Source organism: Streptomyces sp. NPDC000075 (genome assembly GCF_040301925.1).
In the GTDB taxonomy this organism is placed as follows: domain Bacteria; phylum Actinomycetota; class Actinomycetes; order Streptomycetales; family Streptomycetaceae; genus Streptomyces; species Streptomyces polychromogenes.
Genome location: NZ_JBEPFL010000012.1, coordinates 141,173 through 164,473 on the forward strand (window position 1 = coordinate 141,173; position 23,301 = coordinate 164,473).

25 protein-coding genes are annotated in these 23,301 nt (G+C 71.6%); 4 read left to right on the forward strand and 21 right to left on the reverse strand.

Annotation, left to right across the window (positions count from 1 at the left end):
- Positions 1-73 precede the first annotated feature (73 nt).
- Positions 74-661 carry a bifunctional pyr operon transcriptional regulator/uracil phosphoribosyltransferase PyrR gene (pyrR, locus tag ABT403_RS16800; RefSeq protein WP_344159416.1) on the reverse strand — a complete coding sequence of 196 codons (588 nt, stop codon included), beginning with the start codon at positions 659-661 and terminating at the stop codon, positions 74-76.
- Positions 662-890: 229 nt separating this feature from the next.
- Between pyrR and bldD the strand changes: the two genes are divergently transcribed.
- Complete coding sequence (gene bldD / locus ABT403_RS16805) at positions 891-1,391, forward strand: transcriptional regulator BldD (RefSeq protein WP_007263032.1); 501 nt, start codon at positions 891-893, stop codon at positions 1,389-1,391.
- A gap of 171 nt (positions 1,392-1,562) precedes the next feature.
- Here bldD and nusB read toward each other — a convergent pair whose 3' ends face one another.
- The 16 genes from nusB to rpsD all read right to left on the reverse strand — a co-directional run bounded on the left by nusB (position 1,563) and on the right by rpsD (position 15,603).
- The gene (gene nusB / locus ABT403_RS16810; RefSeq protein WP_045947840.1) at positions 1,563-1,997 is read right to left on the reverse strand and encodes a transcription antitermination factor NusB; all 435 of its coding nucleotides are present in this window, start codon (positions 1,995-1,997) and stop codon (positions 1,563-1,565) included.
- Positions 1,998-1,999: 2 nt separating this feature from the next.
- On the reverse strand, positions 2,000-2,566 hold the full coding sequence (gene efp / locus ABT403_RS16815; RefSeq protein WP_344159408.1) for an elongation factor P: 567 nt from the start codon (positions 2,564-2,566) through the stop codon (positions 2,000-2,002).
- A 59-nt stretch (positions 2,567-2,625) separates the two neighbouring features.
- On the reverse strand, positions 2,626-3,732 hold the full coding sequence (locus ABT403_RS16820; RefSeq protein WP_344159405.1) for an aminopeptidase P family protein: 1,107 nt from the start codon (positions 3,730-3,732) through the stop codon (positions 2,626-2,628).
- A gap of 80 nt (positions 3,733-3,812) precedes the next feature.
- Complete coding sequence (locus ABT403_RS16825; RefSeq protein WP_344159402.1) at positions 3,813-4,547, reverse strand: AAA family ATPase; 735 nt, start codon at positions 4,545-4,547, stop codon at positions 3,813-3,815.
- A gap of 46 nt (positions 4,548-4,593) precedes the next feature.
- Positions 4,594-5,034: a type II 3-dehydroquinate dehydratase gene (gene aroQ / locus ABT403_RS16830; RefSeq protein WP_344159399.1), complete on the reverse strand. Its 441-nt coding sequence runs from the start codon at positions 5,032-5,034 to the stop codon at positions 4,594-4,596.
- The gene (aroB, locus tag ABT403_RS16835; RefSeq protein WP_344159396.1) at positions 5,031-6,122 is read right to left on the reverse strand and encodes a 3-dehydroquinate synthase; all 1,092 of its coding nucleotides are present in this window, start codon (positions 6,120-6,122) and stop codon (positions 5,031-5,033) included. The genes aroQ and aroB overlap by 4 nt, the downstream gene beginning before the upstream one ends.
- Positions 6,119-6,637, reverse strand: a complete 519-nt coding sequence (locus tag ABT403_RS16840) for a shikimate kinase (protein WP_344159393.1) — start codon at positions 6,635-6,637, stop codon at positions 6,119-6,121. Before ABT403_RS16840 ends, aroB begins: the two co-directional genes overlap by 4 nt.
- Positions 6,634-7,818, reverse strand: coding sequence for a chorismate synthase (gene aroC, locus ABT403_RS16845; protein WP_344159390.1), 1,185 nt, complete (start codon positions 7,816-7,818; stop codon positions 6,634-6,636). Before aroC ends, ABT403_RS16840 begins: the two co-directional genes overlap by 4 nt.
- A 114-nt stretch (positions 7,819-7,932) precedes the next feature.
- A complete protein-coding gene (locus ABT403_RS16850; RefSeq protein ID WP_344159387.1) occupies positions 7,933-8,127 on the reverse strand; it encodes a hypothetical protein in 195 nt (64 codons plus the stop codon).
- A gap of 37 nt (positions 8,128-8,164) precedes the next feature.
- On the reverse strand, positions 8,165-8,989 hold the full coding sequence (locus ABT403_RS16855; protein WP_344159384.1) for a shikimate dehydrogenase: 825 nt from the start codon (positions 8,987-8,989) through the stop codon (positions 8,165-8,167).
- 6 nt (positions 8,990-8,995) lie between these two features.
- Positions 8,996-10,747 (reverse strand): endolytic transglycosylase MltG, encoded by a 1,752-nt coding sequence (gene mltG, locus ABT403_RS16860; RefSeq protein WP_344159381.1) that lies wholly within the window; start codon positions 10,745-10,747, stop codon positions 8,996-8,998.
- Positions 10,748-10,876: 129 nt separating this feature from the next.
- Entirely contained in the window at positions 10,877-11,347 is a 471-nt protein-coding gene (ruvX, locus tag ABT403_RS16865; RefSeq protein WP_344159378.1) for a Holliday junction resolvase RuvX, read from the reverse strand.
- A gap of 2 nt (positions 11,348-11,349) precedes the next feature.
- Positions 11,350-14,019, reverse strand: coding sequence for an alanine--tRNA ligase (gene alaS / locus ABT403_RS16870; protein ID WP_344159375.1), 2,670 nt, complete (start codon positions 14,017-14,019; stop codon positions 11,350-11,352).
- Positions 14,019-14,363: a DUF6167 family protein gene (locus tag ABT403_RS16875; RefSeq protein ID WP_344159372.1), complete on the reverse strand. Its 345-nt coding sequence runs from the start codon at positions 14,361-14,363 to the stop codon at positions 14,019-14,021. The genes alaS and ABT403_RS16875 overlap by 1 nt, the downstream gene beginning before the upstream one ends.
- 8 nt (positions 14,364-14,371) lie before the next feature.
- Positions 14,372-14,800 carry a DUF948 domain-containing protein gene (locus ABT403_RS16880; protein ID WP_344159369.1) on the reverse strand — a complete coding sequence of 143 codons (429 nt, stop codon included), beginning with the start codon at positions 14,798-14,800 and terminating at the stop codon, positions 14,372-14,374.
- A gap of 191 nt (positions 14,801-14,991) precedes the next feature.
- Entirely contained in the window at positions 14,992-15,603 is a 612-nt protein-coding gene (rpsD, locus tag ABT403_RS16885; protein WP_007263048.1) for a 30S ribosomal protein S4, read from the reverse strand.
- Between the two features lie 259 nt (positions 15,604-15,862).
- Between rpsD and ABT403_RS16890 the strand changes: the two genes are divergently transcribed.
- On the forward strand, positions 15,863-16,579 hold the full coding sequence (locus tag ABT403_RS16890) for a DUF2470 domain-containing protein (protein ID WP_425580197.1): 717 nt from the start codon (positions 15,863-15,865) through the stop codon (positions 16,577-16,579).
- Between the two features lie 153 nt (positions 16,580-16,732).
- Here ABT403_RS16890 and ABT403_RS16895 read toward each other — a convergent pair whose 3' ends face one another.
- The 4 genes from ABT403_RS16895 to ABT403_RS16910 form a co-directional block, all read right to left on the reverse strand.
- Positions 16,733-18,085 carry a replication-associated recombination protein A gene (locus tag ABT403_RS16895; RefSeq protein WP_344159359.1) on the reverse strand — a complete coding sequence of 451 codons (1,353 nt, stop codon included), beginning with the start codon at positions 18,083-18,085 and terminating at the stop codon, positions 16,733-16,735.
- 53 nt (positions 18,086-18,138) lie between these two features.
- The gene (locus tag ABT403_RS16900; RefSeq protein WP_344159356.1) at positions 18,139-18,753 is read right to left on the reverse strand and encodes a vitamin K epoxide reductase family protein; all 615 of its coding nucleotides are present in this window, start codon (positions 18,751-18,753) and stop codon (positions 18,139-18,141) included.
- Between the two features lie 167 nt (positions 18,754-18,920).
- Positions 18,921-20,180, reverse strand: coding sequence for a histidine--tRNA ligase (hisS, locus tag ABT403_RS16905; protein ID WP_344159353.1), 1,260 nt, complete (start codon positions 20,178-20,180; stop codon positions 18,921-18,923).
- Positions 20,181-20,188: 8 nt separating this feature from the next.
- Entirely contained in the window at positions 20,189-20,899 is a 711-nt protein-coding gene (locus ABT403_RS16910) for an MBL fold metallo-hydrolase (RefSeq protein ID WP_344159350.1), read from the reverse strand.
- Positions 20,900-21,051: 152 nt separating this feature from the next.
- Here ABT403_RS16910 and ABT403_RS16915 point away from each other — a divergent pair, with 152 nt between their 5' ends.
- Both ABT403_RS16915 and ABT403_RS16920 read left to right on the forward strand, forming a co-directional pair.
- Positions 21,052-21,831 carry a peptidylprolyl isomerase gene (locus tag ABT403_RS16915; protein ID WP_344159346.1) on the forward strand — a complete coding sequence of 260 codons (780 nt, stop codon included), beginning with the start codon at positions 21,052-21,054 and terminating at the stop codon, positions 21,829-21,831.
- 190 nt (positions 21,832-22,021) lie between these two features.
- On the forward strand, positions 22,022-23,251 hold the full coding sequence (locus tag ABT403_RS16920; protein ID WP_344159343.1) for a DUF349 domain-containing protein: 1,230 nt from the start codon (positions 22,022-22,024) through the stop codon (positions 23,249-23,251).
- The last annotated feature ends 50 nt before the right edge of the window (positions 23,252-23,301 follow it).

Sequence of the window (23,301 nt, forward strand, 5' to 3'; positions counted from 1 at the left end):
GCGGGGCTGACGGTGGTGCGGGCAGGGCAGGCCGGGGCGCGGGCCCCGCCGCGGGAGCCCGTGACCGGGTGGGTTACTGCGCTGCTGCCTGGACGGTCCGCTGGCCGAGCAGTACGGCGTCGCGGCCGTCCTCCTCCTGGAGCTGGACCTTGACGGTCTCCCGCAGCGAGGTGGGCAGGTTCTTGCCCACGTAGTCGGCGCGGATCGGAAGTTCGCGGTGGCCGCGGTCGACGAGGACCGCGAGCTGGACGGCGCGGGGGCGGCCGAGGTCGCCGAGGGCGTCGAGGGCGGCGCGGATGGTGCGGCCGGAGAAGAGCACGTCGTCGACGAGGACCACGAGACGGCCGTCGATGTCGTCGCCGGGGATCTCGGTGCGGCCGATGGCCCGGGCGGGCTTCATCCGCAGGTCGTCGCGGTACATGGTGATGTCGAGGGAGCCGACCGGGATCTTCGTCCCGGTGATCTCCTCCAGCTTGGCGGCCAGCCGGCGGGCGATGTGGACGCCGCGGGTGGGGATGCCGAGGAGCACCACGTCGTCGGCGCCCTTGGCGCGTTCGACGATCTCGTGGGCGATGCGGGTCAGCACCCGGGCGATGTCCTGCGCCTCCAGTACGGAGCGCGTCGCTTCATCGGGAGAGACCTGGGAAACCTGGCTGTCCATGAAAAGGACCTCCTTCTCCGCCTCACGGGACGGACCTTAAAGGACGTCTGATGTACGCCGTCCACGGTACCAGGGCGGGGCGGGCACCCGCGCACCGGGGGCGCGCGCTCCCCCTCGTACGAGGGCGTCGATGACCATTCGGCTTGACGCATCCACGTAACGCTGCGTAACCTCACAGTGAGTTACCAGCCGCGCGGCGGAGCCGCACGTCACAGCGTCCGGGAGCGTTATGTCCAGCGAATACGCCAAACAGCTCGGGGCCAAGCTCCGCGCCATCCGCACCCAGCAGGGCCTCTCCCTCCACGGTGTCGAGGAGAAGTCCCAGGGCCGTTGGAAGGCCGTGGTGGTCGGTTCTTACGAGCGCGGGGACCGCGCCGTGACCGTCCAGCGCCTCGCCGAGCTGGCGGACTTCTACGGGGTGCCGGTCCAGGAGCTGCTGCCGGGCACCACCCCCGGCGGAGCCGCCGAGCCGCCGCCGAAGCTGCGCCTCGACCTGGAGCGCCTGGCGGGCGTGCCCGCCGAGAAGGCCGGCCCGCTCCAGCGTTACGCCGCGACCATCCAGAGCCAGCGCGGCGACTACAACGGCAAGGTGCTGTCGATCCGCCAGGACGACCTGCGCACCCTGGCCGTCATCTACGACCAGTCCCCCTCGGTCCTGACCGAGCAGCTGATCAGCTGGGGCGTCCTGGACGCCGACGCGCGCCGCGCCGTCGCCCACGAGGACATCTAGTCCCCGGGCCGGGAACGGCCGTACCAGCAGAAACGTACCGGCGGGTGCCGGGACCCTCACGGGGGTCCCGGCACCCGCCGGTTTTTTCGCGTGGACCCGCCGGGGCGGGCATACGGAAGGGCCCGCGACGCGGACGTCGCGGGCCCTTCCGTGTGTGCGCGGTGCGCGTCGTCAGCCCTCGCCGCGGCGCAGGCTCGGCTTCAGGTCCTTGAAGCGGGCCAGCAGGCCGTTGACGAACGCCGGGGAGTCGTCCGTGGAGAACTCCTTCGCCAGCTGCACCGCCTCGTCGATCGCCACGGCGTCCGGGGTCTCGTCGACCCAGATCAGCTCGTAGGCGCCCAGCCGCAGGATGTTCCGGTCGGCGACCGGCATGCGGTCGAGCTCCCAGTCCACGGCGTAGGTGACGATCAGGTCGTCGATGCGGTTCACCTTCTCGGCGTACCCCTCGACGAGGTCCATCGTGAAGGCGTTGACCGGCGGCTGCCGGACGTCCGCGTTCGCGTGGCGGATCCAGTCCGCGAGGACCTCGCGCACGGGAACGTCCCGCTGGTCGGCCTCGAAGAGGATCTGGAAGGCGCGCTTGCGCGCGTTGCTCCGGGCAGCCACGGTTAGCTGTTCACCCGGCCGAGGTAGGCGCTGGTGCGGGTGTCGACCTTGATCTTCTCGCCGGTGGTGACGAAGAGCGGGACCTGGATCTCGTGGCCGGTCTCCAGCTTGGCGGGCTTGGTGCCACCGGTGGAGCGGTCGCCCTGGACGCCCGGGTCGGTGTGCTCGATGGTCAGCTCGACGGCGGCCGGGAGCTCGACGTAGAGCACCTCGCCCTCGTGCTGGGCCACGGAGGCGGTGAAGCCCTCGATGAGGAAGTTGGCGGCGTCGCCGACGGCGGCGCGCGAGACCATCAGCTGGTCGTAGGTCTGCATGTCCATGAAGACGAAGTAGTCGCCGTCCATGTACGAGAACTGCATGTCACGGCGGTCGATCGTGGCGGTGTCGACCTTCGTGCCGGCGTTGAAGGTCTTGTCGACGACCTTGCCGGAGAGCACGTGCTTGAGCTTGGTGCGCACGAAGGCCGGGCCCTTGCCGGGCTTGACGTGCTGGAACTCGACGACGGACCAGAGCTGGTCACCGTCGAGCTTGAGCACCATGCCGTTCTTGAGGTCGTTCGTGGAAGCCACGGTTGCGGAATCTCCTGCACTGGAAGACCAGGGAGGCGCACACGGCCCGGCACAGCGGACTACAGTGCGAGCAGCTCCTTGGTCGTAATGGTGAGTAGCTCGGGACCGCCGTCCGCCTCGGGGCGCACGACGAGCGTGTCATCGATCCGGACACCTCCCCGGCCGGGGAGGTGAACCCCCGGTTCGACGGTGACCGGCACGCAAGCGTCCAGTTTACCCATTGCCGTAGGTGCAAGCTGCGGGTCCTCGTCGATTTCGAGGCCGACCCCGTGTCCCATGCACCCGGCGAGGGCCTCGCCGTACCCCGCCGAGTCCAGTACGGACCGCGCCGCGTGGTCCACGTCCCGGTACGTGGCACCGGGCAGCAGCGCCTCCCGGCCGGCCCGCTGGGCGGCGAAGACCAGGTCGTACAGCTCGATCTGCCAGTCGGCCGGAGTGGTTCCGATCACGAAGGTGCGGCCGATCTCGCAGCGGTAGCCCCGGTAGTTGGCGCCGAGGCAGACGGAGAGGAAGTCGCCCTCCTCCACCCGCCGGTCCGAGGGCCGGTGCCGGGAGCGGCCGGAGTGCGGGCCGGTGCCGACGGAGGTCGGGAAGGCGGGGCCGTCCGCGCCGTGGTCGACGAGCCGGCGCTCCAGCTCCAGGGCCAGGTGGCGTTCGGTGCGCCCGACCAGGATCGACTCCAGCAGCTCGCCGAGGGCCTGGTCGGCGATCTCGGCGGCGATCCGCAGGCAGGCGATCTCCTCCTCGTCCTTGACCAGCCGCTGCTGCTCCACGGCCGAGCCCAGGTCGGCCAGCCGCAGGCGGGGGGCGACGGAGGACACCGCGCGGTGCCGGGCGACCGTGAGGTGGTGCTCCTCGACGGCGAGGGAGTCCGCCCGTACGGCGGCGGCGCGGTCGGCCGCGGCCACCGCCGGATCCGCCCCGGGCCCACCCAGCAGGCTGAGCGTCAGCCCCTCGTCCAGCCGCCCCTCGTCGGCCTCGCCGGTGGGCGGGGCCGCGCAGAACAGCTCGTCGTCGGCGGGCCCGACCAGCAGGACGGCGCCCAGCGGGGACGCCCCGGCGAGGTAGCGGACGTTCGCCGGACGCGTGATCAGGGCGGCGGAGTTGCCCGCGGCGGCGCAGCGCTCGCGGAGCAGGCCCCTGCGGGCCGCGTACACGTCTGACATGTCTTCGAGCCTACGAGCGAGCCGCGCATCCGGCCCGGCGAGCGCGTCCGGACGGGCCGTCCCCGGCCTCCCCCGCGCCGCTACCAGCGGGGAGGACTCGCCAGGGCCCGGGCGAGCGCCTCGTCCAGGGCGCGCGCGGTGGCCTCCACGTCGAGGTGGGAGTTGTCGATGATCGGCAGCCCGGAGCCGTACCAGCCGGCCATCCGGCCGTGGATGCGGGCGACTTCCTCGTCGGACAGGCGCCGGTTTCCGGAGCGGGCGGCGTTGCGGTCCAGGACGATCTCCAGGCCGGGGAGCAGCACCACCGGCAGGAGGGCGGGACCCACGTGGCGCTTCCAGCCGCCGAGGCCGACCACGGGCCGGTCGGGGAAGACGGCGTCGTCGAGGATGCAGGAGATCCCGTTGGCCAGGAAGTTGCGGGCCGCGAAGCCGCAGGTGCGGCGGGCCAGGCGGTACTGGGCCTCGGAGTGGTCGTTCCAGCCGGCCTGCGGGTCGGCGAAGCCCGAGCGGACCCATTCGCGGACGTCGTCGAGGCTGATGTGCGCGGTCGGCACCGGACGCGTCTGCGCCCAGTGCCGGGCCACGGTCGTCTTGCCGGCGCCCGCCGGGCCGATGAGCAGGACGGCGAGCACGGCGCCGCCCGTCCCCCCGGCGGGGGGAGCGGGCGGGGCGGGCGCGGCGGGGGGCAGCGGGATGTGACCCGTCGCCTCGGGCACCGGGGGCGCCGGCCAGCCCTGCGCAGGGGGTATCGGCGGTGGCGGGGGCGGTGCCGGGTGCTGTCCCGGCGGACCCCAGCCCCCCACTCCGTGCTGCATCCTCGCCACTCCGTCTCGTTCAGGCGACTGATGCGTGAACGTTATCTCAGGCCGTGACCTCTTCGGCCAGCGCGCGCAGCGCCAGCCGGTAAGAGCCCAGGCCGAAGCCCGCGACGGTGCCGGTGGCCACGGCCGCGATGACCGAGGTGTGCCGGAACTCCTCCCGGGCGTACGGGTTGGAGATGTGCACCTCGATCAGCGGCGCGGTCCGCTGCGCGGCCGCGTCCCGCATGGCGTACGAGTAGTGCGTGAAGGCACCCGGGTTGATCACGACCGGGATCTTGCCGTCCGCCGCCTCGTGCAGCCAGCGCACGAGCTCGCCCTCGTCGTTGGTCTCGCGGACCTCGACGTCGAACCCGAGCTCGGCGCCCAGGGTGCGGCAGCTCTCGACCAGGCCGGCGTACGAGGTGGCCCCGTAGACGTCGGGCTCGCGGGAGCCGAGCCGGCCCAGGTTCGGGCCGTTCAGCACCAGGACGGGGCGGCTCACGCCGACACCTCGCCGTACGCGGCGATCAGGTGGGCCGGGTCGGGGCCCTCCAGCACGGTCGGCTTGCCCAGTCCGTCGAGGACGATGAAGCGCAGCAGGTTGCCGCGGGACTTCTTGTCGACCTGCATGGTCTGGAGCAGCTTGGGCCACTGGTCGCCGCGGTAGGTCAGCGGCAGCCCGACGGAGGCCAGCACCGCCTTGTGCCGGTCGGCCGTCGCGTCGTCCAGGCGCCCGGCCAGGCGGCCGAGTTCGGCGGCGAAGACCATGCCGACGGAGACGGCCGCGCCGTGGCGCCACTTGTAGCGCTCGTTCTTCTCGATGGCGTGCGCGAGGGTGTGCCCGTAGTTGAGGACCTCCCGCAGGCCCGACTCCTTGAGGTCGCTGGAGACCACGTCGGCCTTGACCTGGATGGAGCGGACGATCAGCTCGGCCGTGTGGGGGCCCTCGGGCGTGCGCGCGGCCTGCGGGTCCGCCTCGATCAGGTCGAGGATCACCGGGTCGGAGATGAAACCGGCCTTGATGATCTCGGCGAGACCGCTGACGTAGTCGTTGACGGGCAGCGAGTCCAGCGCGGCGAGGTCGCACAGCACCCCGGCCGGCGGGTGGAAGGCGCCGACGAGGTTCTTGCCCTCGGCGGTGTTGATGCCGGTCTTGCCGCCGACGGCCGCGTCCACCATCGCCAGGACGGTGGTCGGGACCGCGATCCAGCGCACCCCGCGCAGCCAGGAGGCCGCGACGAAGCCCGCCAGGTCGGTGGTGGCGCCGCCGCCCACGCCGACGATCACGTCGGTGCGGGTGAAGTTCGACTGGCCCAGCGCCTTCCAGCAGTAGGCCGCCACCTCGACGGTCTTGGCCTCCTCCGCGTTGGGCACCTGGATGGCGATGGCCTCGTAGCCCTGATCGGCCAGGTCCGCGCGAAGCGCCTCGCCGGTCTCGGCGAGGGCCTCCGGGTGGATCACGGCGACCCGCTGGGCCTTCGTCCCGATCAGGCCGCCGAGCTCGCCGAGCAGCTGCCGGCCGACCAGCACGTCGTACGCGTCGTGTCCGGCGCTGGCGCCGACCTGGATCCGCGTCACCTGGTCTGTCATACGTCCTTCAACTCCAGAGCGTCGAGGATCGCCTGGGCGACCTCTTCGGGGGTGCGTTCGTCCGTGGCCACCACGACGCGCGCGACTTCGGTGTACAGGGGGCGCCGGGCCTCCATCAGCTCACGCCACTGCCGGCGCGGGTTGACGGCCAGCAGCGGGCGGGCCGCGCCGAGGCCGACGCGGCGCACGGCCTCCTCGACGTCCATCGACAGATAGGCGACGGGCAGGCCGGCCAGCAGGGCGCGGGTGCCCGGGTCGAGGACGGCGCCGCCGCCGAGGGCGAGGACGCCCGTGTGCTCGGCGACGGCGGTGGCGACCGCCTGCCGCTCCAGCTCACGGAAGTGGGGCTCGCCCTCGTCGACGAAGATGTCGGAGATCTCCCGGCCCTGGGCCGCGACGATGTCCGCGTCCGTGTCCCGGTAGGCGACGCCGAGCCGCTCGGCGAGCAGCGCCCCCACCGTGGACTTGCCGGACCCCATGGGGCCGACGAGGACGACGAGCGGTCCGCCCGTCACCGGATCTGCAGGTTGTCGAGGTAGGAGCGCACGTTGCGCCGGGTCTCGGGGACGGAGTCGCCGCCGAACTTCTCGACGACCGCGTCGGCCAGCACGAGCGCCACCATGGCCTCGGCGACGATGCCCGCGGCGGGCACGGCGCAGACGTCGGAGCGCTGGTGGTGCGCCACCGCCGCCTCACCGGTGGCCACGTCGACGGTGGCCAGGGCGCGCGGCACGGTCGCGATGGGCTTCATCGCGGCGCGGACGCGCAGCAGCTCACCGGTGGTCAGGCCGCCCTCGGTGCCGCCGGAGCGGCCGGAGGTGCGCTTGATGCCCTCGGGGGTGGAGACGATCTCGTCATGCGCCTGGGAGCCGGGCACGCGGGCCAGCTCGAAGCCGTCGCCGACCTCGACGCCCTTGATGGCCTGGATGCCCATGAGCGCCGCGGCGAGGCGTGCGTCGAGGCGGCGGTCCCAGTGGACGTGGGAGCCGAGGCCGACGGGCACGCCGTAGGCGAGGACCTCGACGACGCCGCCGAGGGTGTCGCCGTCCTTGTGGGCCTGGTCGATCTCCGCGACCATCGCCTTCGACGCGTCGGCGTCGAGGCAGCGCACCGGGTCGGCGTCGAGCTTCTCGACGTCGGCGGGGGTCGGGTAGACGCCGTAGGGGGCCTTGGCCGAGGCCAGTTCCACCACGTGCGAGACGATCTCGATGCCCGCGACCTCCTTCAGGAAGGAGCGGGCGACGGCGCCGAGGGCGACGCGGGCGGCGGTCTCACGGGCGCTGGCGCGCTCCAGGATCGGCCGGGCCTCGTCGAAGCCGTACTTCTGCATGCCCGCGAGGTCGGCGTGGCCGGGGCGGGGGCGGGTCAGCGGCGCGTTGCGGCCGGTGTCCTTGAGCAGCGAGGGGTCGACGGGGTCGGCCGACATGACCGTCTCCCACTTGGGCCACTCGGTGTTGCCGACCATGACGGCGATCGGGGAGCCCTGGGAGAGCCCGTGGCGGACGCCGCCGAGGAAGGTGATCTCGTCCTGCTCGAACTTCATCCGGGCACCGCGTCCATAGCCGAGCCGGCGCCGGGCCAGGTGGTCGGCCACCAGCTCGGTGGTGACCGGGACGCCGGCGGGAAGGCCCTCCAGCGTCGCGACCAGGGCCGGTCCGTGCGACTCTCCTGCGGTCAGCCAACGCAACCTGCTCAACGATGCTCCTCATGCTCGCGCCTGGCACTGCCACGGCGAGTCCGGTGCGCGGACCGCAACCGCCGGTACCCGAATCCTCCCACGTCCCCGGGGTTCCTCCGTGATCCGGTCCAGCTATCGGACGGCCGTCTCACGGCGGCGGCGCCACCACCGGTAGCCCTCCAGGACGACCACCACGGACACCAGCGAGCCGACGATCCACTTCGCCCAGTCGGGCAGGTCGCCGATCAGCACCTTGACGAACATCAGGACGGCGTACCCGGCGTCCCACTTGGAAGCCAGCGTCTGGCCCGTTCCGAACGCGTCCACGCGCCCCCCTCACCCCGAAGAACAGCAGGTGGGAAGCCTAACGCGCGGCCAGCGCCCGCTCTCCCGCGGCCCGCATGGCCGCCAGGGGGCCGGGGGCGCGGCCGGTCATCAGCTCGACCTGGAGCACGGCCTGGTGGACGAGGAGGTCCAGCCCGCCGAGCAGGGTGCCGCCGCGGCCGGACCAGGCGGCGGCGAGTGCGGTGGGCCAGGGGTCGTACAGGACGTCGAAGAGTGCGCCCGGGGCCGCGGGTACGGCGGCGGCGAGTGCGTCGGTGGCGCCCGCCGGTGTGGTGGCGATCACCAGCGGGGCGTGGAGGGCCTCGGCGGCCCGGGACCAGTCGGCGGTGCGGACGTCCACGCCGAGCCGCTCGCCCCAGCCGCGCATCTCGTCGGCGCGGGCCTCGGAGCGGACGTACGCGGTGATCTCGCCGGTGCAGATCCGGGCGAGGGCCGCGAGCGCCGAGGAGGCGGTGGCCCCCGCCCCGAGGACGGCGGCGGCGGGCACCTCGTCGACCCCGCGCTCGTGCAGGGCCGCGACTATGCCGGGGATGTCGGTGTTGTCGCCGACGCGGCGGCCGTCCTCGGTGAGGACGAGGGTGTTGACCGCCTCCACCGAGGCGGCGGTGTCGCTGATCTCGTCCAGCAGCGGGATGACCGCCCGCTTGAGCGGCATCGTCAGGGAGAAGCCGGCCCACTCGGGGCCCAGGTCCGCCACGAACCCCGGGAGCGAGGCCTCGTCGATCTCGAACCGGTCGTAGGACCAGTCGCCGAGGCCGAGCTCCCGGTAGGCCGCCCGGTGCAGTACCGGTGAGAGGGAGTGCTCGATGGGAGATCCCAGCACCGCGGCCCGTGTCCGTGACATGTCCTGCTACCCGCCGTTCTTCTTCTGCGCCTGACGCTCCTGGAACTCCGCGACGAGCTTCAGGTGCTCGTCGTAGGTCTTCGTGAAGGTCGTCTTGTTGCCGTCGACCGACACGAAGAACATCCAGCCGCCGTGATCGGGGTTGAGCGTAGCGGTCAGCGCGTCCAGACCGGGATTGTCGATCGGACCGGGCGGGAGGCCCTTGACGAAGTGCGTGTTGTACGGGTTGTCGAAGGCCTGGGCTTCCTTCAGGTTGAAGTTGATCTCGCTCTGGTTCTTGACGTAGTTGTACGTCGAGTCGAACTGGAGCTTCTGGTTCGTGACGTCGTTGGTCTTCTTGAGGCGGTTGTAGACCACCTCGGCCATCTTGCGGAAGTCGTCGTGGTTCTTGCCCTCGGCGTTGACGAGGCTCGCGACGGTGATCACCTGGAGCGGGTTCTCCAGGTTGAGCTCCTTGGCCTTGGCCTCGACGCCCAGCTCCGCGTACTTGTCGGAGGCGTTCTTGACCATCTGCTTGAGCAGGGACTCGGGCGTGCTGTCCTTCTTGAGGTCGTACCGCATCGGGTACAGGAAGCCCTCGAGCGGGTCCGTGATCTTCGGGTTGCTCGCGGCCCAGGCCGGCAGGCCGAGGTTCTTGGCCTCGCGCGAGGCGATCTCGCGGGTGGTGCCGTCCGGTTTGCCGAGCTTCTTGTCGATCGCCTTGTAGATCTCGGAGTTGCGCATGCCCTCGGGGACGGTGATGACCGCGAGCTTGCTCGGGTCGATCATCAGCGCGACGGCGGCCGTCCCCGACATCTTCTTCTTCAGCGGGTAGATGCCCGGCTGGATCGACTTGCCCTTGGGGTTGGCGTTCGCGGCGTCCACGAAGGCCTGGGCGCTGGCGACCACGCCGGCTTCCTTCAGGATGCGGCCCATCTGGCCCAGGCCCGCGTTCTTGGGGATCTCGACGTCGACGGTCTCGTCCGTGCCCTCGCCCGCGAAGTCCTCGGTCGCGCCGAACCGGTCCTTCAGGTAGCCGTAGCCGTAGTAGCCGCCACCGCCGACGATGCCGAGGATCACGACGGCGGCGACCAGGCAGGCCGCGCCGCTGCGCTTCTTCTGCTTCTTCTTGCCCGCCTTGCCGCCCTTGCCGCGGCCCGCCCGGCGGCCGCCGGCCACGGGCTCGCCGGCGTCGTCCGCGCCGCCGCCCACGGGCAGGACGGACTCCTCGGGCTCCTCCTCCGGTTCCGGCTCCAGGTGGCGCTGGTTCGGGGGCTGCGGCGGCGGGAAGGCGTCCGGCGTCGCGTACAGGTCGGGGGCCTCACCGGGGAACGCCCCGGCGGACTGCTGGGCGTACGGGTCGGCGCCCGCGTAGGGGTCGGTCTGGACGGCGGCCATGTACTGCTGCTCGTGGGCGCCGTCCCAGCCCTGGCCCTGGCCCTGGCCCTGGCCCTGGCCCTCGTACAGCGGCTGCTGCTGGAGCTGCTGCTGGACGTGGGCCTGGGCCTGGGCGTGCTGCGCCGCGTACACCTGCTGTTCGGCGTACTGCGGCTGCTGCTGGGGGTACTGCGCGGGGTATTCCTGCTGGTACTGAGGCTGCTGCTGGTACGTCAGATCCTGCTGCTGCGGATCCAGGGGGTGCTGGTACTGCTGCTGTGGGTCACCGCCGTAGGGCACCTGCGCCTGCTGCGTCTGGTGCGCGGTCCACCCCTGGTCCCCGTAGAGGGGGTCCTGGGGGTTCCACGGTTCGGAGCCGTGGCCCCGGCCATAGTCAGTCATCGGTCCCCTAGAGCCGCGAGACGAAGAGCCTCGGCTCACATCGGCCGCGGCACCCGGTTCCGCCTCTTGAGTGGTGGGCGACGGCTGTTCGAATGCCGTCTCATCGCGCGGAACGTTACCGTACCGCGATCAGACAACCACTTCGACGCACTCACCAGGCGGATTACCTGATACCCGTTCGGTCTCAAGAGCGTTCTGAAGGATGACCACAGCGGCGGCCTGGTCGATGACCGACCGGCCCTTCTTCGCGTTCTTCCCGGAGGCGCGCAGGCCCTGGGCGGCGGTGACCGTGGTCATCCGCTCGTCCACCAGGCGGACCGTCACCGGCTTGATCCCCTTGGCCAGTTCGTTCGCGAAGGCACGTACCTTGGCCGCGGCCGGCCCCTCCCGCCCGCTGAGCGAGCGGGGGAGGCCGACGACGACTTCGAGGGGCTCGTACTCCGCGACGAGCTGCCGCAGCCGCCGGTGGGCGGCCGGGACGTCCCGGCCCGGGACGGTCTCCACCGGCGTGGCCAGCACCCCGTCGGGGTCGCACGAGGCGACCCCGATCCGGGCGTCTCCGACATCGATGGCCAGACGGCGGCCACGGCGCAGGCTCATCGTCAGGCCGTCTCGACGACGAGACGCTCGACCGCGGCGATGGCCTCCGGCACGGCGGCCGGGTTCTGGCCGCCGCCCTGGGCCACGTCCGGCTTGCCGCCACCGCCGCCGCCGAGGGTCTTGGCGGCGGTGCGGACCAGGTCGCCGGCCTTGAGGCCGCGCTCGCGGGCCGCCTCGTTGGTGGCGATCACGGTCAGCGGGCGGTCGTTCGCCACGGCGAACAGCGCGACGACGACCGGACGGTCGCCCGGGATGCGGCCGCGGACGTCCAGGACCAGCTTGCGCAGGTCGTGGGCGCCCGTGCCGTCCGGCACCTGGCCGACGACGAGGGCGACGCCGCGGATGTCCTGGGCGCCGGCGGCGAGGCCGGCCGCGGCCTGGAGGACCTTCTCCGCGCGGAACCTCTCGATCTCCTTCTCGGCGTCCTTCAGCTTGCCGAGCATGGAGGCGATCTTCTCCGGCAGCTCCTCCGGACGGCCCTTGACCAGCTCCTGGAGCTGGGCGACGACCGTGTGCTCCTTGGCGAGGAAGTTGTACGCGTCCACGCCGACGAGGGCCTCGACGCGGCGCACGCCGGAGCCGATGGAGGACTCGCCGAGCAGCTTCACCAGGCCCAGCTGGGCGGTGTTGCCGACGTGCGTGCCGCCGCACAGCTCCTTGGAGAAGTCGCCGATGGTCACGACGCGGACCCGCTCGCCGTACTTCTCGCCGAACTCGGCGATGGCGCCCTGCTTCTTCGCCTCGTCGATGCTCATGATCTCGGCGGTGACGTCGAGCTCGCGGGAGAGCACATCGTTGATCTTCTGCTCGACGTCGGTGAGGACCGTGCCGGGGACGGCGTTCGGCGAGCCGAAGTCGAAGCGGAAGCGGCCGGGGCTGTTCTCGGAGCCGGCCTGGGCGGCCGTCGGGCCGAGGGCGTCGCGCAGCGCCTGGTGGGTCAGGTGGGTGGCCGAGTGGGCGCGGGCGATGGCCCGGCGGCGCTTGACGTCGATCGCGGCGTACGCGGAGGCGCCGACCGTGACCTCGCCGACCTGGACGGAGCCCTTGTGGACGGAGACGCCCGGGACGGGCTGCTGGACGTCGCGGACCTCGATGACGGCACCGGTGTCGAGCTTGATGCGGCCCTGGTCGGCGAGCTGGCCGCCGCCCTCGGCGTAGAAGGGGGTGCGGTCGAGGACGACCTCGACCTCGTCGCCCTCGGAGGCGGCGGGCGCGGAGACGCCGTTGACCAGGAGGCCGACGATGGTGGCCTCGCCCTGGTTGGTGGCGTAGCCGGTGAACTCGGTGGCTCCGGAGCCGTCGGCGATCTCGCGGTAGGCGGAGACGTCGGCGTGGCCGGTCTTCTTGGCCTTGGCGTCGGCCTTGGCGCGGTCGCGCTGTTCCTGCATCAGGCGGCGGAAGCCGGTCTCGTCCACGGAGAGGCCCTGCTCGGCGGCCATCTCCAGGGTGAGGTCGATCGGGAAGCCCCAGGTGTCGTGGAGCAGGAACGCCTTGTCGCCGGAGAGGACCGTGCCGCCGGCGGCCTTGGTCTCGGTCACGGCGGTGTCGAGGATGTTGGTGCCGCCCTTGATGGCCTTGAGGAAGGCGGCTTCCTCGGCGATGGCGACGGTCTCGATGCGCTTGCGGTCGGTGACGAGCTCCGGGTACTGCTGCCCCATCGTCTCGATGACGACGTTGATCAGGTCCTGGACGACCGGGCCGGTGGCGCCCATGAGGCGCATGTTGCGGATGGCGCGGCGCATGATGCGGCGCAGCACGTAGCCGCGGCCCTCGTTGCCGGGGGTGACGCCGTCGCCGATGAGCATGGTCGAGGTGCGGATGTGGTCGGCGACCACGCGCAGGGAGACGTCCGTGTGGTCGGCGGCGCCGTAGGCGACACCGGTCAGCTCGGTGGCCTTGTCCATGACCACGCGCAGGGTGTCGGTCTCGTACATGTTCCGCACGCCCTGGAGGATCATCGCGAGGCGTTCGAGGCCGAGGCCGGTGTCGATGTTCTTCGACGGCAGGTCGCCGAGGATCGGGAAGTCCTCCTTGCCGTCGCCGGCACCCCGCTCGTACTGCATGAAGACGAGGTTCCAGATCTCCACGTACCGCTCGTCGTTGACGGCCGGGCCGCCCTCGACGCCGAACTCGGGGCCGCGGTCGTAGTTGATCTCGGAGCAGGGGCCGCAGGGGCCGGGGACGCCCATGGACCAGAAGTTGTCCTTCTTGCCCAGGCGCTGGATGCGCTCGGCCGGGACGCCGATCTTGTCGCGCCAGATGGCCTCGGCCTCGTCGTCGTCGAGGTAGACCGTGATCCAGAGCTTCTCGGGCTCCAGGCCGTAGCCGCCGTCCGCCACGGAGCTGGTCAGCAGCTCCCAGGCGTACGTGATGGCGCCTTCCTTGAAGTAGTCGCCGAAGGAGAAGTTGCCGCACATCTGGAAGAACGTGCCGTGGCGGGTGGTCTTGCCGACCTCTTCGATGTCCGGCGTGCGGACGCACTTCTGCACGCTGGTCAGCGTGGGCGCCGGCGGCTTGGTCTCACCCAGGAAGTAGGGCTTGAAGGGGACCATGCCCGCGGGCACCAGCAGCAGAGTCGGGTCGTCCGCGATGAGCGACGCCGAAGGGACAACGGTGTGACCGCGCTCCTCGAAGAAGCTCAGCCAGCGGCGGCGGATTTCAGCCGACTCCATCAGTGGTCCTCATTCCGGTTGTACGAGAGATTCGATCGGTGGGTGGTGCTGTCGGGTCCGATGGCCCGCAGCCGCCGCGGCCCGGGGAGGGCGGTGACGTTGTCGGGCCGGTCGGGGTCCTGGGTCAGGCCCAGGGCGTCGTTCAGCTCGTCCTCGCGCTGCGTCATTCCCGCCTTGACGTCGAGGGCGAAGTCCTTGAGGCGGTGGCCCGCCTCCACGGCCTTGTCGGCCGCCTGGGCCGCGAGGCTCTCCGGCGTCAGCTTCTTCAGCTGGCGGTTGACCTTGGTGGTGGCCCAGACGCCGGCGGCGGCGCCGGCGGTGAACCAGAAGGCTCGGCGGAACATCGGAGGTCTCAGCCCTTCTGCTTGCGGCGCCGCGGAGCCGGCACCGTACGGCCGACGATCACGGTGCGCCGGGGGGTGCGCTCGGTTCCGGCGTCGGTCCTGCCCATGGCCTTGCGTACCCCGTAGCCGAAGGCCGCGACCTTGACGAGGGGGCCGCCGAAGGTGGAGGCGACGGTGGAGGACAGCGCGGAGGCGTTGGAGGTGACCTCCTGGACGTCGCTCGCGATGGCGTCGACCCGGTCGAGCTGGGTGCGCGCGGAGCGGACGGTCGTGGAGGCGTCCGCGAGCAGCGGGACGGCCTGCTCGGTGACCTCGGCCACGAGCTTGGTGGTGGCCCTGAGCACCTGGGCGAGCCTGGCCAGCGCCACCGCGAGGAAGGAGACCAGGATGGCCCAGAAGACGGCCACGATGATCCCGGCCACCTCTCCACCGGACACGTTGCACCGCTTCCTGAAATCTGGAAACCCGACGGGTTCACGTCTGCTGGTTAAGTCTGCTCCGACCCTATCGCGCCGGAGATCCGCCGCAGTACCGGATTCCGGTGCGGCTGCGACGGATACGGCAAAGCCCGCCGCCCCCTGAGGGGACGGCGGGCCGGACCAGCCTGTGAGTGGCTACGTCCGCTGGATCAGCGGGCGTAGTACTCGACGACGAGCTGCTCGTCGCAGATGACCGGGATCTCCTTGCGGTTCGGGTCGCGGTCGAGGCGGAAGGCCAGGGCCTTCAGGTTGACCTGCAGGTAACGCGGGGTCTCACCCTCACCGGCGTAGCCACCCTCGCGGGCGACCTGGAAGGGGTGCTTCTCGCGGCTGCGCTCGCGAACCGTGATGACGTCGTCGGGACGCACGCGGAACGACGGCTTGTCGACCTTGCCGCCGTTGACCTCGATGTGGCCGTGGACGACCATCTGGCGGGCCTGGTAGATGGTGCGGGCGATGCCCGCACGCAGGACCAGGGCGTCCAGACGACGCTCGAGCTCGACGACCAGCGCCTCGCCCGTCTTGCCCTCGGCCTTCTTCGCGCGGTCGTACGCGCGGGCCATCTGGCGCTCGGAGATGTCGTACTGGGCGCGCAGACGCTGCTTCTCGAGCAGACGGACCTTGTAGTCCGAGTTCTGCTTGCGGCCACGGCCGTGCTCGCCCGGCGGGTAGGGGCGGGCCTCGAAGTACTTGACGGCCTTCGGCGTCAGGGCGATGCCGAGGGCGCGAGACTTCTTGACCTTGGGTCGCTTCTGGTTCACGGGGAACCTACCTCCATGTAAGTTAGGTGAGGCTTACCTTAGCGAGGAGGACGTAATGTCTCGACCACATGGGATCCCCCTGCCCAGTGCGCGCCGCAGTTCGGATTCCAACGAAACGGAATCCGCTTTCGACGACGATAAGCAAGGTCAGCCGCGTCCCAGGGAAGGCGTTCGGCAGCTCACCGGAGCCGAACGCGTACGAACCCTCGTAGAGTCCAACGCCTCAGTATCCCTCACGCTGCCGGGTGCTCGGGACCAGGTGTGGACCCGTGACCAGGGAGAGTGCGGGACAGGGGCGCCGGTCGCTCGGACCGTCACCCCGGACGGGGACGTGATTCTCCTTGTGCCAGGGGAATCCGCGGCGGCCAGGGCCGCCGCTCACGCCCAGGACGACGACCTCCCCGCCGTGATCGAGATCACGGACGTGGCGCCGGTGTCCGTCCCCCATCGTATACGCGGCCGCGCCCGGCTCGCCGGATGGCTGACCCCGGTGCGCGGGGACGACCGCGCCCCCTGCGCCGCGCTCATGGCCGAGCGCCAGCCGGTGGGCGAGCTGCTCGGGCTGAGGGAGTCCCTCGACGCCCCGTACAGCGGCCGTCCGGCCTGGATGCTGCTGCGGCTGGAGGTCGGCGAGATCTTCGTGGACGACCTGTGGGGCGCCGGGCGGGTGGACCCGGAGGAGCTGGCGGCGGCCGAACCGGACCCGATGACGGCGCACGAGGCGGAGCTCCTCCAGCACCTGGCCTCCGTCCACCCCGAACGCCTCGCCGCCCTGTGCGGGCTGCTGGGCTCCCGGGAGGCGGCCGGGCTGACCCCCGTGCCGCTGGCCCTGGACCGGCTCGGGCTGCGCGTCCGCTTCACCCGCGGGCCCGGCCGGGCCGCCTTCGACGCCCGCTTCGACTTCCCCGAGCCGGTCACGGACGTCTGCGGCCTGCGCCGGGCCATGCGCTCCCTGTTCACGGCGGCCGCTCACTGAGGGCAGGTACCGAGCAGTTCCTGCCGGGGCGGCCGCCACTTGTCGGCTGTGAATAGCCCCGCCGGCGCTTGAGGCGAATCTTGTAGCCGCGCCGGCGATTGAGGCGGGGACGGAGGAAGGGCGGGGCGGGGAGAAGCGCCGCAGGCGGGCGGGTCAGCCCGCGCCGCGGAGGCGTTCGCGGACCTTCTCCACCACGTCCGCGTAGCGGGCCTCCGCCCCGTACCGCGTCGGCTCGTAGTACCGCTTGCCGTGGATCTCGTCCGGCGCGTACTGCTGCGCGGCGATCGCCCCCGGCACGTCGTGCGGGTACACGTACCCCACCGCGTGGCCCAGCTTGGCCGCGCCCTTGTAGTGCCCGTCCCGCAGGTGCGCCGGTACCGTCCCGGCCAGTCCGGCCCGGACGTCGGCCAGCGCCGCGCCGATCGCCGTCGTGGCGGTGTTCGACTTCGGGGCCAGCGCCAGCGCGATCGTCGCGTGGGAGAGGGTCAGCGCGGCCTCCGGGAAGCCGATCATCGCCACCGCCTGGGCCGCCGCCACCGCCAGCGGCAGGGCGGTGGGGTCCGCCAGGCCGATGTCCTCGCTCGCCGAGATCATCAGCCGCCGCGCGATGAACCGGGGGTCCTCGCCGGCCTCGATCATCCTGGCCAGGTAGTGCAGCGCCGCGTCCACGTCGGAGCCCCGGATCGACTTGATCAGGGCGCTGGCCACGTCGTAGTGCTGGTCGCCGTCCCGGTCGTAGCGGACCGCCGCCCGGTCGACGGCCTCCTCCAGCGTCTGGAGGGTGATCTCCCCCTCGCCCTTGGCGATGGCCGATCCGGCCCCCGCCTCCAGCGCGGTCAGCGCGCGGCGGGCGTCGCCCCCGGCGATCCGCAGCAGGTGCGCCTCGGCGTCGGCGGGCAGCGAGACCGCGCCGCCCAGCCCCCGCTCCTCCTCCAGGGCCCGCCGCAGCAGCCCGCTCAGGTCGGCGTCGGTCAGCGGCTCCAGCGTCAGCAGCAGGGAGCGCGACAGCAGCGGGGAGATGATCGAGAAGTACGGGTTCTCCGTGGTCGCCGCGATCAGGGTGACCCAGCGGTTCTCCACGGCGGGCAGCAGGGAGTCCTGCTGGGCCTTGCTGAAGCGGTGGATCTCGTCGAGGAAGAGGACGGTCTCCTTGCCGTAGCCGCCGGCGGCGCGCTTGGCGCCCTCGATGACGGCCCTGACCTCCTTGACCCCCGCCGTGATCGCCGACAGTTCGACGAACCGCTTCTGCGTGGCCTGGCTGACCACGTACGCGAGGGTGGTCTTGCCGATCCCCGGCGGCCCCCAGAGGATCACCGACGAGGCTCCGGCCGGTCCCCCGGCGCCCTCCCCCACCAGCCGGCGCAGCGGTGAGCCGGGCTTCAGCAGGTGCTGCTGGCCGACCACCTCGTCCAGGGTGCGCGGGCGCATCCGGACGGCCAGCGGGGAACTGGCCGGGTCCTTCTCCTGGCGTTCCTCGGCGGCTGCGGTGAAGAGGTCTGGTTCCACACCCAGAGCCTATGCCAGCCCACCGACAGACCCGCCGGGACGGCCCCCGAGGCTCAGGAGGTCCAGAAGTCCCACCAGCGGGTCAGGATCAGCATCCCGATGATCCCGATGTGCAGGACGGGCAGCACCCAGGTGAACTCGTCCAGGAAGCCGCGCAGCCAGCCGGGGGCGGGCAGCAGGCCCTGGCGGACGTTGTGCGAGGTGACGTACCAGAACATCAGGATCGTGCAGACCCAGGCCAGGCAGCACCACAGGCACAGGGAGTTGATGTTGTACAGCGACTGGTACATCAGCCAGGCGCAGAACCCGACGCCGAAGAGCATGCCGGCGTTCAGGGTGAGCCAGTACCAGCGGCCGAAGCGGGCCCCGGCGAGCAGGCTCATGCCGACGCAGATGACGATGCCGTAGGCGACGAGCCCCAGCATCGGGTTGGGGAACCCGAAGGCCGAGGCCTGCTCGCTCTTCATGATGTTGCCGCAGGAGACGACCGGGTTCAGGCTGCAGCCCGGGGTGAAGTTCGGGTCCTCCAGCAGCTTGAACTTGTCGATGGTGATCACCCAGGCGGCGAGCAGCGCCGCCGCTCCGGTGATGACCAGCAGCAGGGCAAGCGCCCGGCTGCCGCCGTAGGTCCGCGGAGAGGTGTCCGCGCCAGCGCCCGTCGTCGTCATCCCGCCCGCTCCACATCACACATCGGCAAGGTCATCAAGCACGGGCCATTGTGCCGTACCCGGGGGACCGCCTTCCGTTCGATCGGTATAAGGACGGTCGAAACGCGCCGGGGGCGGGACGGAGGGCGCTCCCCCGTCCCGCCCCCGGCGGTGTCCCGTGTCCCGCGTCAGGCCAGGCGGGCCCGGACCTCGGCGACGAGGTCGGCCACCGGCACGGCGCTCTGCTCGCCGGACTCCATGTCCTTGAGCTGGACCACGCCCTCGGCGAGGTCGCGGTCGCCCGCGACGACCGCGAAGCGCGCCCCGCTGCGGTTGGCGTCCTTCATGGCACCCTTCAGGCCCTTGCCGCCGTACGACATGTCGGCCGCGACGCCCGCCTTGCGCAGCTCGGTCACCAGTCCGAAGACCGCCGGCTTGGCCTCGCCCAGCGCGACGGCGAAGACCGACGTGGCCGCCGGGATGTCCAGCTCCACGCCCTCGGCCTCCAGGGCCAGCACGGTCCGGTCGACGCCCAGCGCCCAGCCGACGGACGGCAGGGCCGGCCCGCCGATCATCTCGGACAGGCCGTCGTAGCGGCCGCCGCCGCCGACCGCGGACTGCGAGCCCAGGCCGTCGTGGACGAACTCGAAGGTGGTGCGGGTGTAGTAGTCGAGGCCGCGCACCAGCTTCTCGTCGTCCTCGAAGGCGACCCCGGCGGCCGTGACCAGCGCCCGGACCTCCTCGTGGTACGCCTTGCACGCGTCGCACAGGTAGTCGCGCAGCACGGGCGCGCCGACCAGCTGCTTCTGGACGTCGGGCCGCTTGTCGTCGAGGACGCGCAGCGGGTTGATCTCGGCCCGGCGGACGGTCTCCTCGTCGAGGTCGAGGCCGCGCAGGAAGCCCTGGAGCGCCTCCCGGTACACCGGGCGGCACTCCTTGTCGCCGAGCGAGTTCAGCAGGATGCGGAAGTCGCGCAGGCCCAGCGAGCGGTACGCCTGGTCGGCGAGGATGATCAGCTCGGCGTCCAGCGCCGGGTCCTCGGCGCCGATCGCCTCGGCGCCGACCTGGGAGAAGTGGCGGTAGCGGCCCGCCTGGGCGCGCTCGTAGCGGTAGTACGAGCCGGAGTACCAGAGCTTGACGGGCAGGCTGCCGAGCTTGTGCAGGTTGCCCTGGAGGGCCGCGCGCAGCACGGAGGCGGTGCCCTCGGGGCGCAGGGCGAGCTCGTCGCCGCCCTTCGTGGTGAGGGTGTACATCTCCTTGGAGACGATGTCGGTGGACTCGCCGACGCCGCGGGAGAACAGCTTCACGTCCTCGAAGCCGGGGGTCTCCACGTATCCGTAGCCCGAGTTCTTCAGGGGCGCGGCGATCGCCTCGCGCACCGCCAGGAAGCGGGCGGAGCGGGGCGGCAGCAGGTCGTACGTGCCCTTGGGGGCCTTGAAGGTGCTCACGAAACTCGTCACATTCCTCGTCGTGGGGCGGCGGTGCCGTCCCCCAGCCCGGCCGCCACTTCCCGCAGGTACGGGTTGGTGGCGCGCTCGCGGCCGATGGTGGTCTGGGGACCGTGGCCGGACAGCACCACCGTCGAGTCCTCCAGCGGCAGGCACACGCGGGCCAGCGACTGGAGCATCTCAGCGTGGGAGCCGCCGGGCAGGTCGGTGCGTCCGATGGAGCCGGCGAAGAGCAGGTCGCCCGAGAAGAAGACCGGCGGAACGTCGGCCTGCTCGGGCATCCCGAAGGTCACCGACCCCTTGGTATGCCCGGGCGCGTGCGCCACGGAGAACTCCATCCCGGCCAGCTTCAGGGCGCTGCCGTCGGTCAGCTCGCGGACGTCGTCCGGCTCGCCGACGGTGAGCTCCCCCATGAGGGGCATCCCGATGGAGCGGCCGAGGGCCTTCTCCGGGTCGCTCATCATGTAGCGGTCCTCGGGGTGGATCCAGGCGGGAACGTCGTGCGCTCCGCACACCGGGACCACCGAGGCCACATGATCGATGTGGCCGTGGGTCAGGACGACCGCGACGGGCTTGAGACGGTGCTTCCTCAGCGTCTCCTCGACTCCCTGGGCGGCCTGGTGGCCCGGGTCGATGATGACGCACTCCTCACCCGCGGCGGGGGCGACCAGGTAGCAGTTGGTCCCCCAGGCCCCGGCGGGGAACCCGGCAATCAGCACGTTCGTCCTCAATCGTCGTCCGGCGGGCGGCAGCAGTTCGGAATCTGCTGCTCAGAGCCTACCGGCGCCCCTCATTACACAGCGAACCCATATACGGTACGGCCTAACCGAGCCCGGACAGCGGTACCAGAGACGTACAAGGAGACGACCCGGTGGTCACGAGCGATCAGCGGCGGCGACAGCTCGCCAGGGAGAAGTACGAGCGCCAGCAGAAGCGCCGCGCGGAGGCCCGCCGCAAGTCGCGGCAGCGCCTCGCGATCATCGGTGCGGCCTCGGCCGCGGTGATCGCGGCGCTGATCGGCCTGATCGCGGGCGGCGTCTTCGACTCCAAGGACAAGAACGATTCCGCGGCCGAGCCCTCGGCCTCCCCGTCCCCCGAGCCGAAGAAGTCGCCCTCCCCGGCGATGGCGATCGACGACAAGGCGAAGTACACCTTCGACCTGAAGACCAGCGCGGGCGAGATCAAGTTCGGGATGGACGCCTCGAAGACCCCGCAGACGGTCAACTCCTTCAAGTCGCTCGCCGACAAGGGCTTCTTCGACAAGACCAAGTGCCACCGCCTGGTGACCTCGGGGATCTACGTGCTCCAGTGCGGCGACCCCGAGGGCACCGGCCGGGGCGGCCCGGGCTACACCATCCCGGACGAGAACCTGGACTCCCTGGGCAAGCCGAACGAGCAGGGGCAGGTGATCTACCCGGCCGGCACGGTGGCGATGGCCAACACCGGGCAGCCCGGTACCGGCGGCAGCCAGTTCTTCCTCGTCTACAAGGACAGCCCCCTCGCCCCCTCGTACACCCCGTTCGGGAAGATCGACGCGGCCGGGCTGAAGGCGCTGGAGGAGGTCGCCAAGGCGGGGACCGCCGACGGCGCCCAGGACGGCGCCCCGAAGACCCCCGTGAACATCGAGAAGGCCACCGTCACGAAGGACTGACGGGACCAGGCGCCCCCGCCCCGGCCGGCCCCGCGGCCCGTACGCCGAGATTCCGTCGTGCGGGATGCGGACAGCCGGCCCGGCGGTCGCCTATGTTGGCGTTGTGCAGGGCGGGCGCTGCCCGCCCCAGGAAACTGTGGACGATGCCGGGGGGTCACGACCCCGCGCGGCATCAGGTGGAGGAGGCGCTGTGAGCAGCGACCCGTGGGGCCGAGTCGACGAGACCGGCACCGTGTACGTGCGTACTTCCGAGGGCGAGCAGGTCGTCGGCTCGTGGCAGGCGGGCACCCCTGAGGAGGCCCTGGCCTACTTCGAGCGCAAGTACGAGGGCTTGGTGGTCGAGATCGGCCTCCTCGAACGGCGGGTGCGGACCACCGATCTGTCCGCCAAGGACGCCCAGACGGCCATCGATCACCTGCGGACCCAGGTGGACGAGCACCACGCCGTCGGTGACCTCGACGCGCTGCGCGTCCGGCTCGACAAGCTGGTCGCGTCGGTGGACTCGCGGCGCGAGGAGCGCAAGGTCCAGAAGGCCAAGCAGGCGGACGAGGCCCGTACGGCCAAGGACGCCCTGGTGACCGAGGCCGAGCAGCTGGCGCAGAGCGACCAGTGGCGCAGCGCCGGCGAGCGGCTGCGCGCGCTGGTGGACATCTGGAAGGGGCTGCCCCGTCTCGACCGCAAGTCGGACGACGAGCTGTGGCACCGCTTCTCGCACGCCCGGTCCGCCTTCTCCAAGCGCCGCAAGGCGCACTTCGCCGCGCTGGACGCCCAGCGCGAGGACGCCCGTAAGGCGAAGGAGAAGCTGGTCGCCGAGGCCGAGTCGCTGTCGAAGTCGACGGACTGGGGTCCGACGGCCGCCCGCTACCGCGAGCTGATGGACAGCTGGAAGGCGGCGGGCCGGGCGCAGCGCGAGGCCGAGGACGACCTGTGGAACCGCTTCCGCGGTGCGCAGGACGTGTTCTTCGCGGCGCGCGGCGAGGTCTTCGCGGAGCGGGACGCCGAGCAGGTCGAGAACCTGAAGCTGAAGGAGGAGCTGGCCGTCGAGGCGGAGCGGATCCTCCCGGTGACGGACCTGAAGGCGGCCCGGGCCGCGTTCCGCTCGGTCAACGAGCGCTGGGAGGCCATCGGCCACGTGCCGCGGGACGCCCGTCCCAAGGTCGAGGGCCGGATGCACGCCGTGGAGCGGGCCATCCAGGAGGCCGAGGAGGGCGAGTGGCGCCGTACGAACCCGGAGGCGCGGGCGCGTGCCGCCGGTCTGACGGGGCAGCTCCAGGCGGCCGTCGACAAGCTGCGCGGTGAGATCGACGCCGCGCGCGCGGCCGGGAACAACTCCAAGGCCGACAAGCTGTCCCGTGAGCTGGAGGGCCGCCAGGCCCTGCTGGACCAGGCGCTGAAGGGCCTGGAGGAGTTCGGCGGCTGACGCCCCTGAGGGACTTCGGACGGGCACCACCGGTCACCCCCGGTGGTGCC

What these genes read in the sequence shown, in the direction of transcription:
- pyrR (WP_344159416.1), bottom strand. Translation starts at nt 661, where the DNA reads ATGGACAGCCAGGTTTCCCAGGTCTCTCCCGATGAAGCGACGCGCTCC.
- bldD (WP_007263032.1), top strand. Translation starts at nt 891, where the DNA reads ATGTCCAGCGAATACGCCAAACAGCTCGGGGCCAAGCTCCGCGCCATC.
- ABT403_RS16820 (WP_344159405.1), bottom strand. Translation starts at nt 3,732, where the DNA reads ATGTCAGACGTGTACGCGGCCCGCAGGGGCCTGCTCCGCGAGCGCTGC.
- ABT403_RS16825 (WP_344159402.1), bottom strand. Translation starts at nt 4,547, where the DNA reads ATGCAGCACGGAGTGGGGGGCTGGGGTCCGCCGGGACAGCACCCGGCA.
- aroB (WP_344159396.1), bottom strand. Translation starts at nt 6,122, where the DNA reads ATGACAGACCAGGTGACGCGGATCCAGGTCGGCGCCAGCGCCGGACAC.
- ABT403_RS16855 (WP_344159384.1), bottom strand. Translation starts at nt 8,989, where the DNA reads ATGTCACGGACACGGGCCGCGGTGCTGGGATCTCCCATCGAGCACTCC.
- mltG (WP_344159381.1), bottom strand. Translation starts at nt 10,747, where the DNA reads ATGACTGACTATGGCCGGGGCCACGGCTCCGAACCGTGGAACCCCCAG.
- ruvX (WP_344159378.1), bottom strand. Translation starts at nt 11,347, where the DNA reads ATGAGCCTGCGCCGTGGCCGCCGTCTGGCCATCGATGTCGGAGACGCC.
- alaS (WP_344159375.1), bottom strand. Translation starts at nt 14,019, where the DNA reads ATGGAGTCGGCTGAAATCCGCCGCCGCTGGCTGAGCTTCTTCGAGGAG.
- ABT403_RS16875 (WP_344159372.1), bottom strand. Translation starts at nt 14,363, where the DNA reads ATGTTCCGCCGAGCCTTCTGGTTCACCGCCGGCGCCGCCGCCGGCGTC.
- ABT403_RS16900 (WP_344159356.1), bottom strand. Translation starts at nt 18,753, where the DNA reads ATGACGACGACGGGCGCTGGCGCGGACACCTCTCCGCGGACCTACGGC.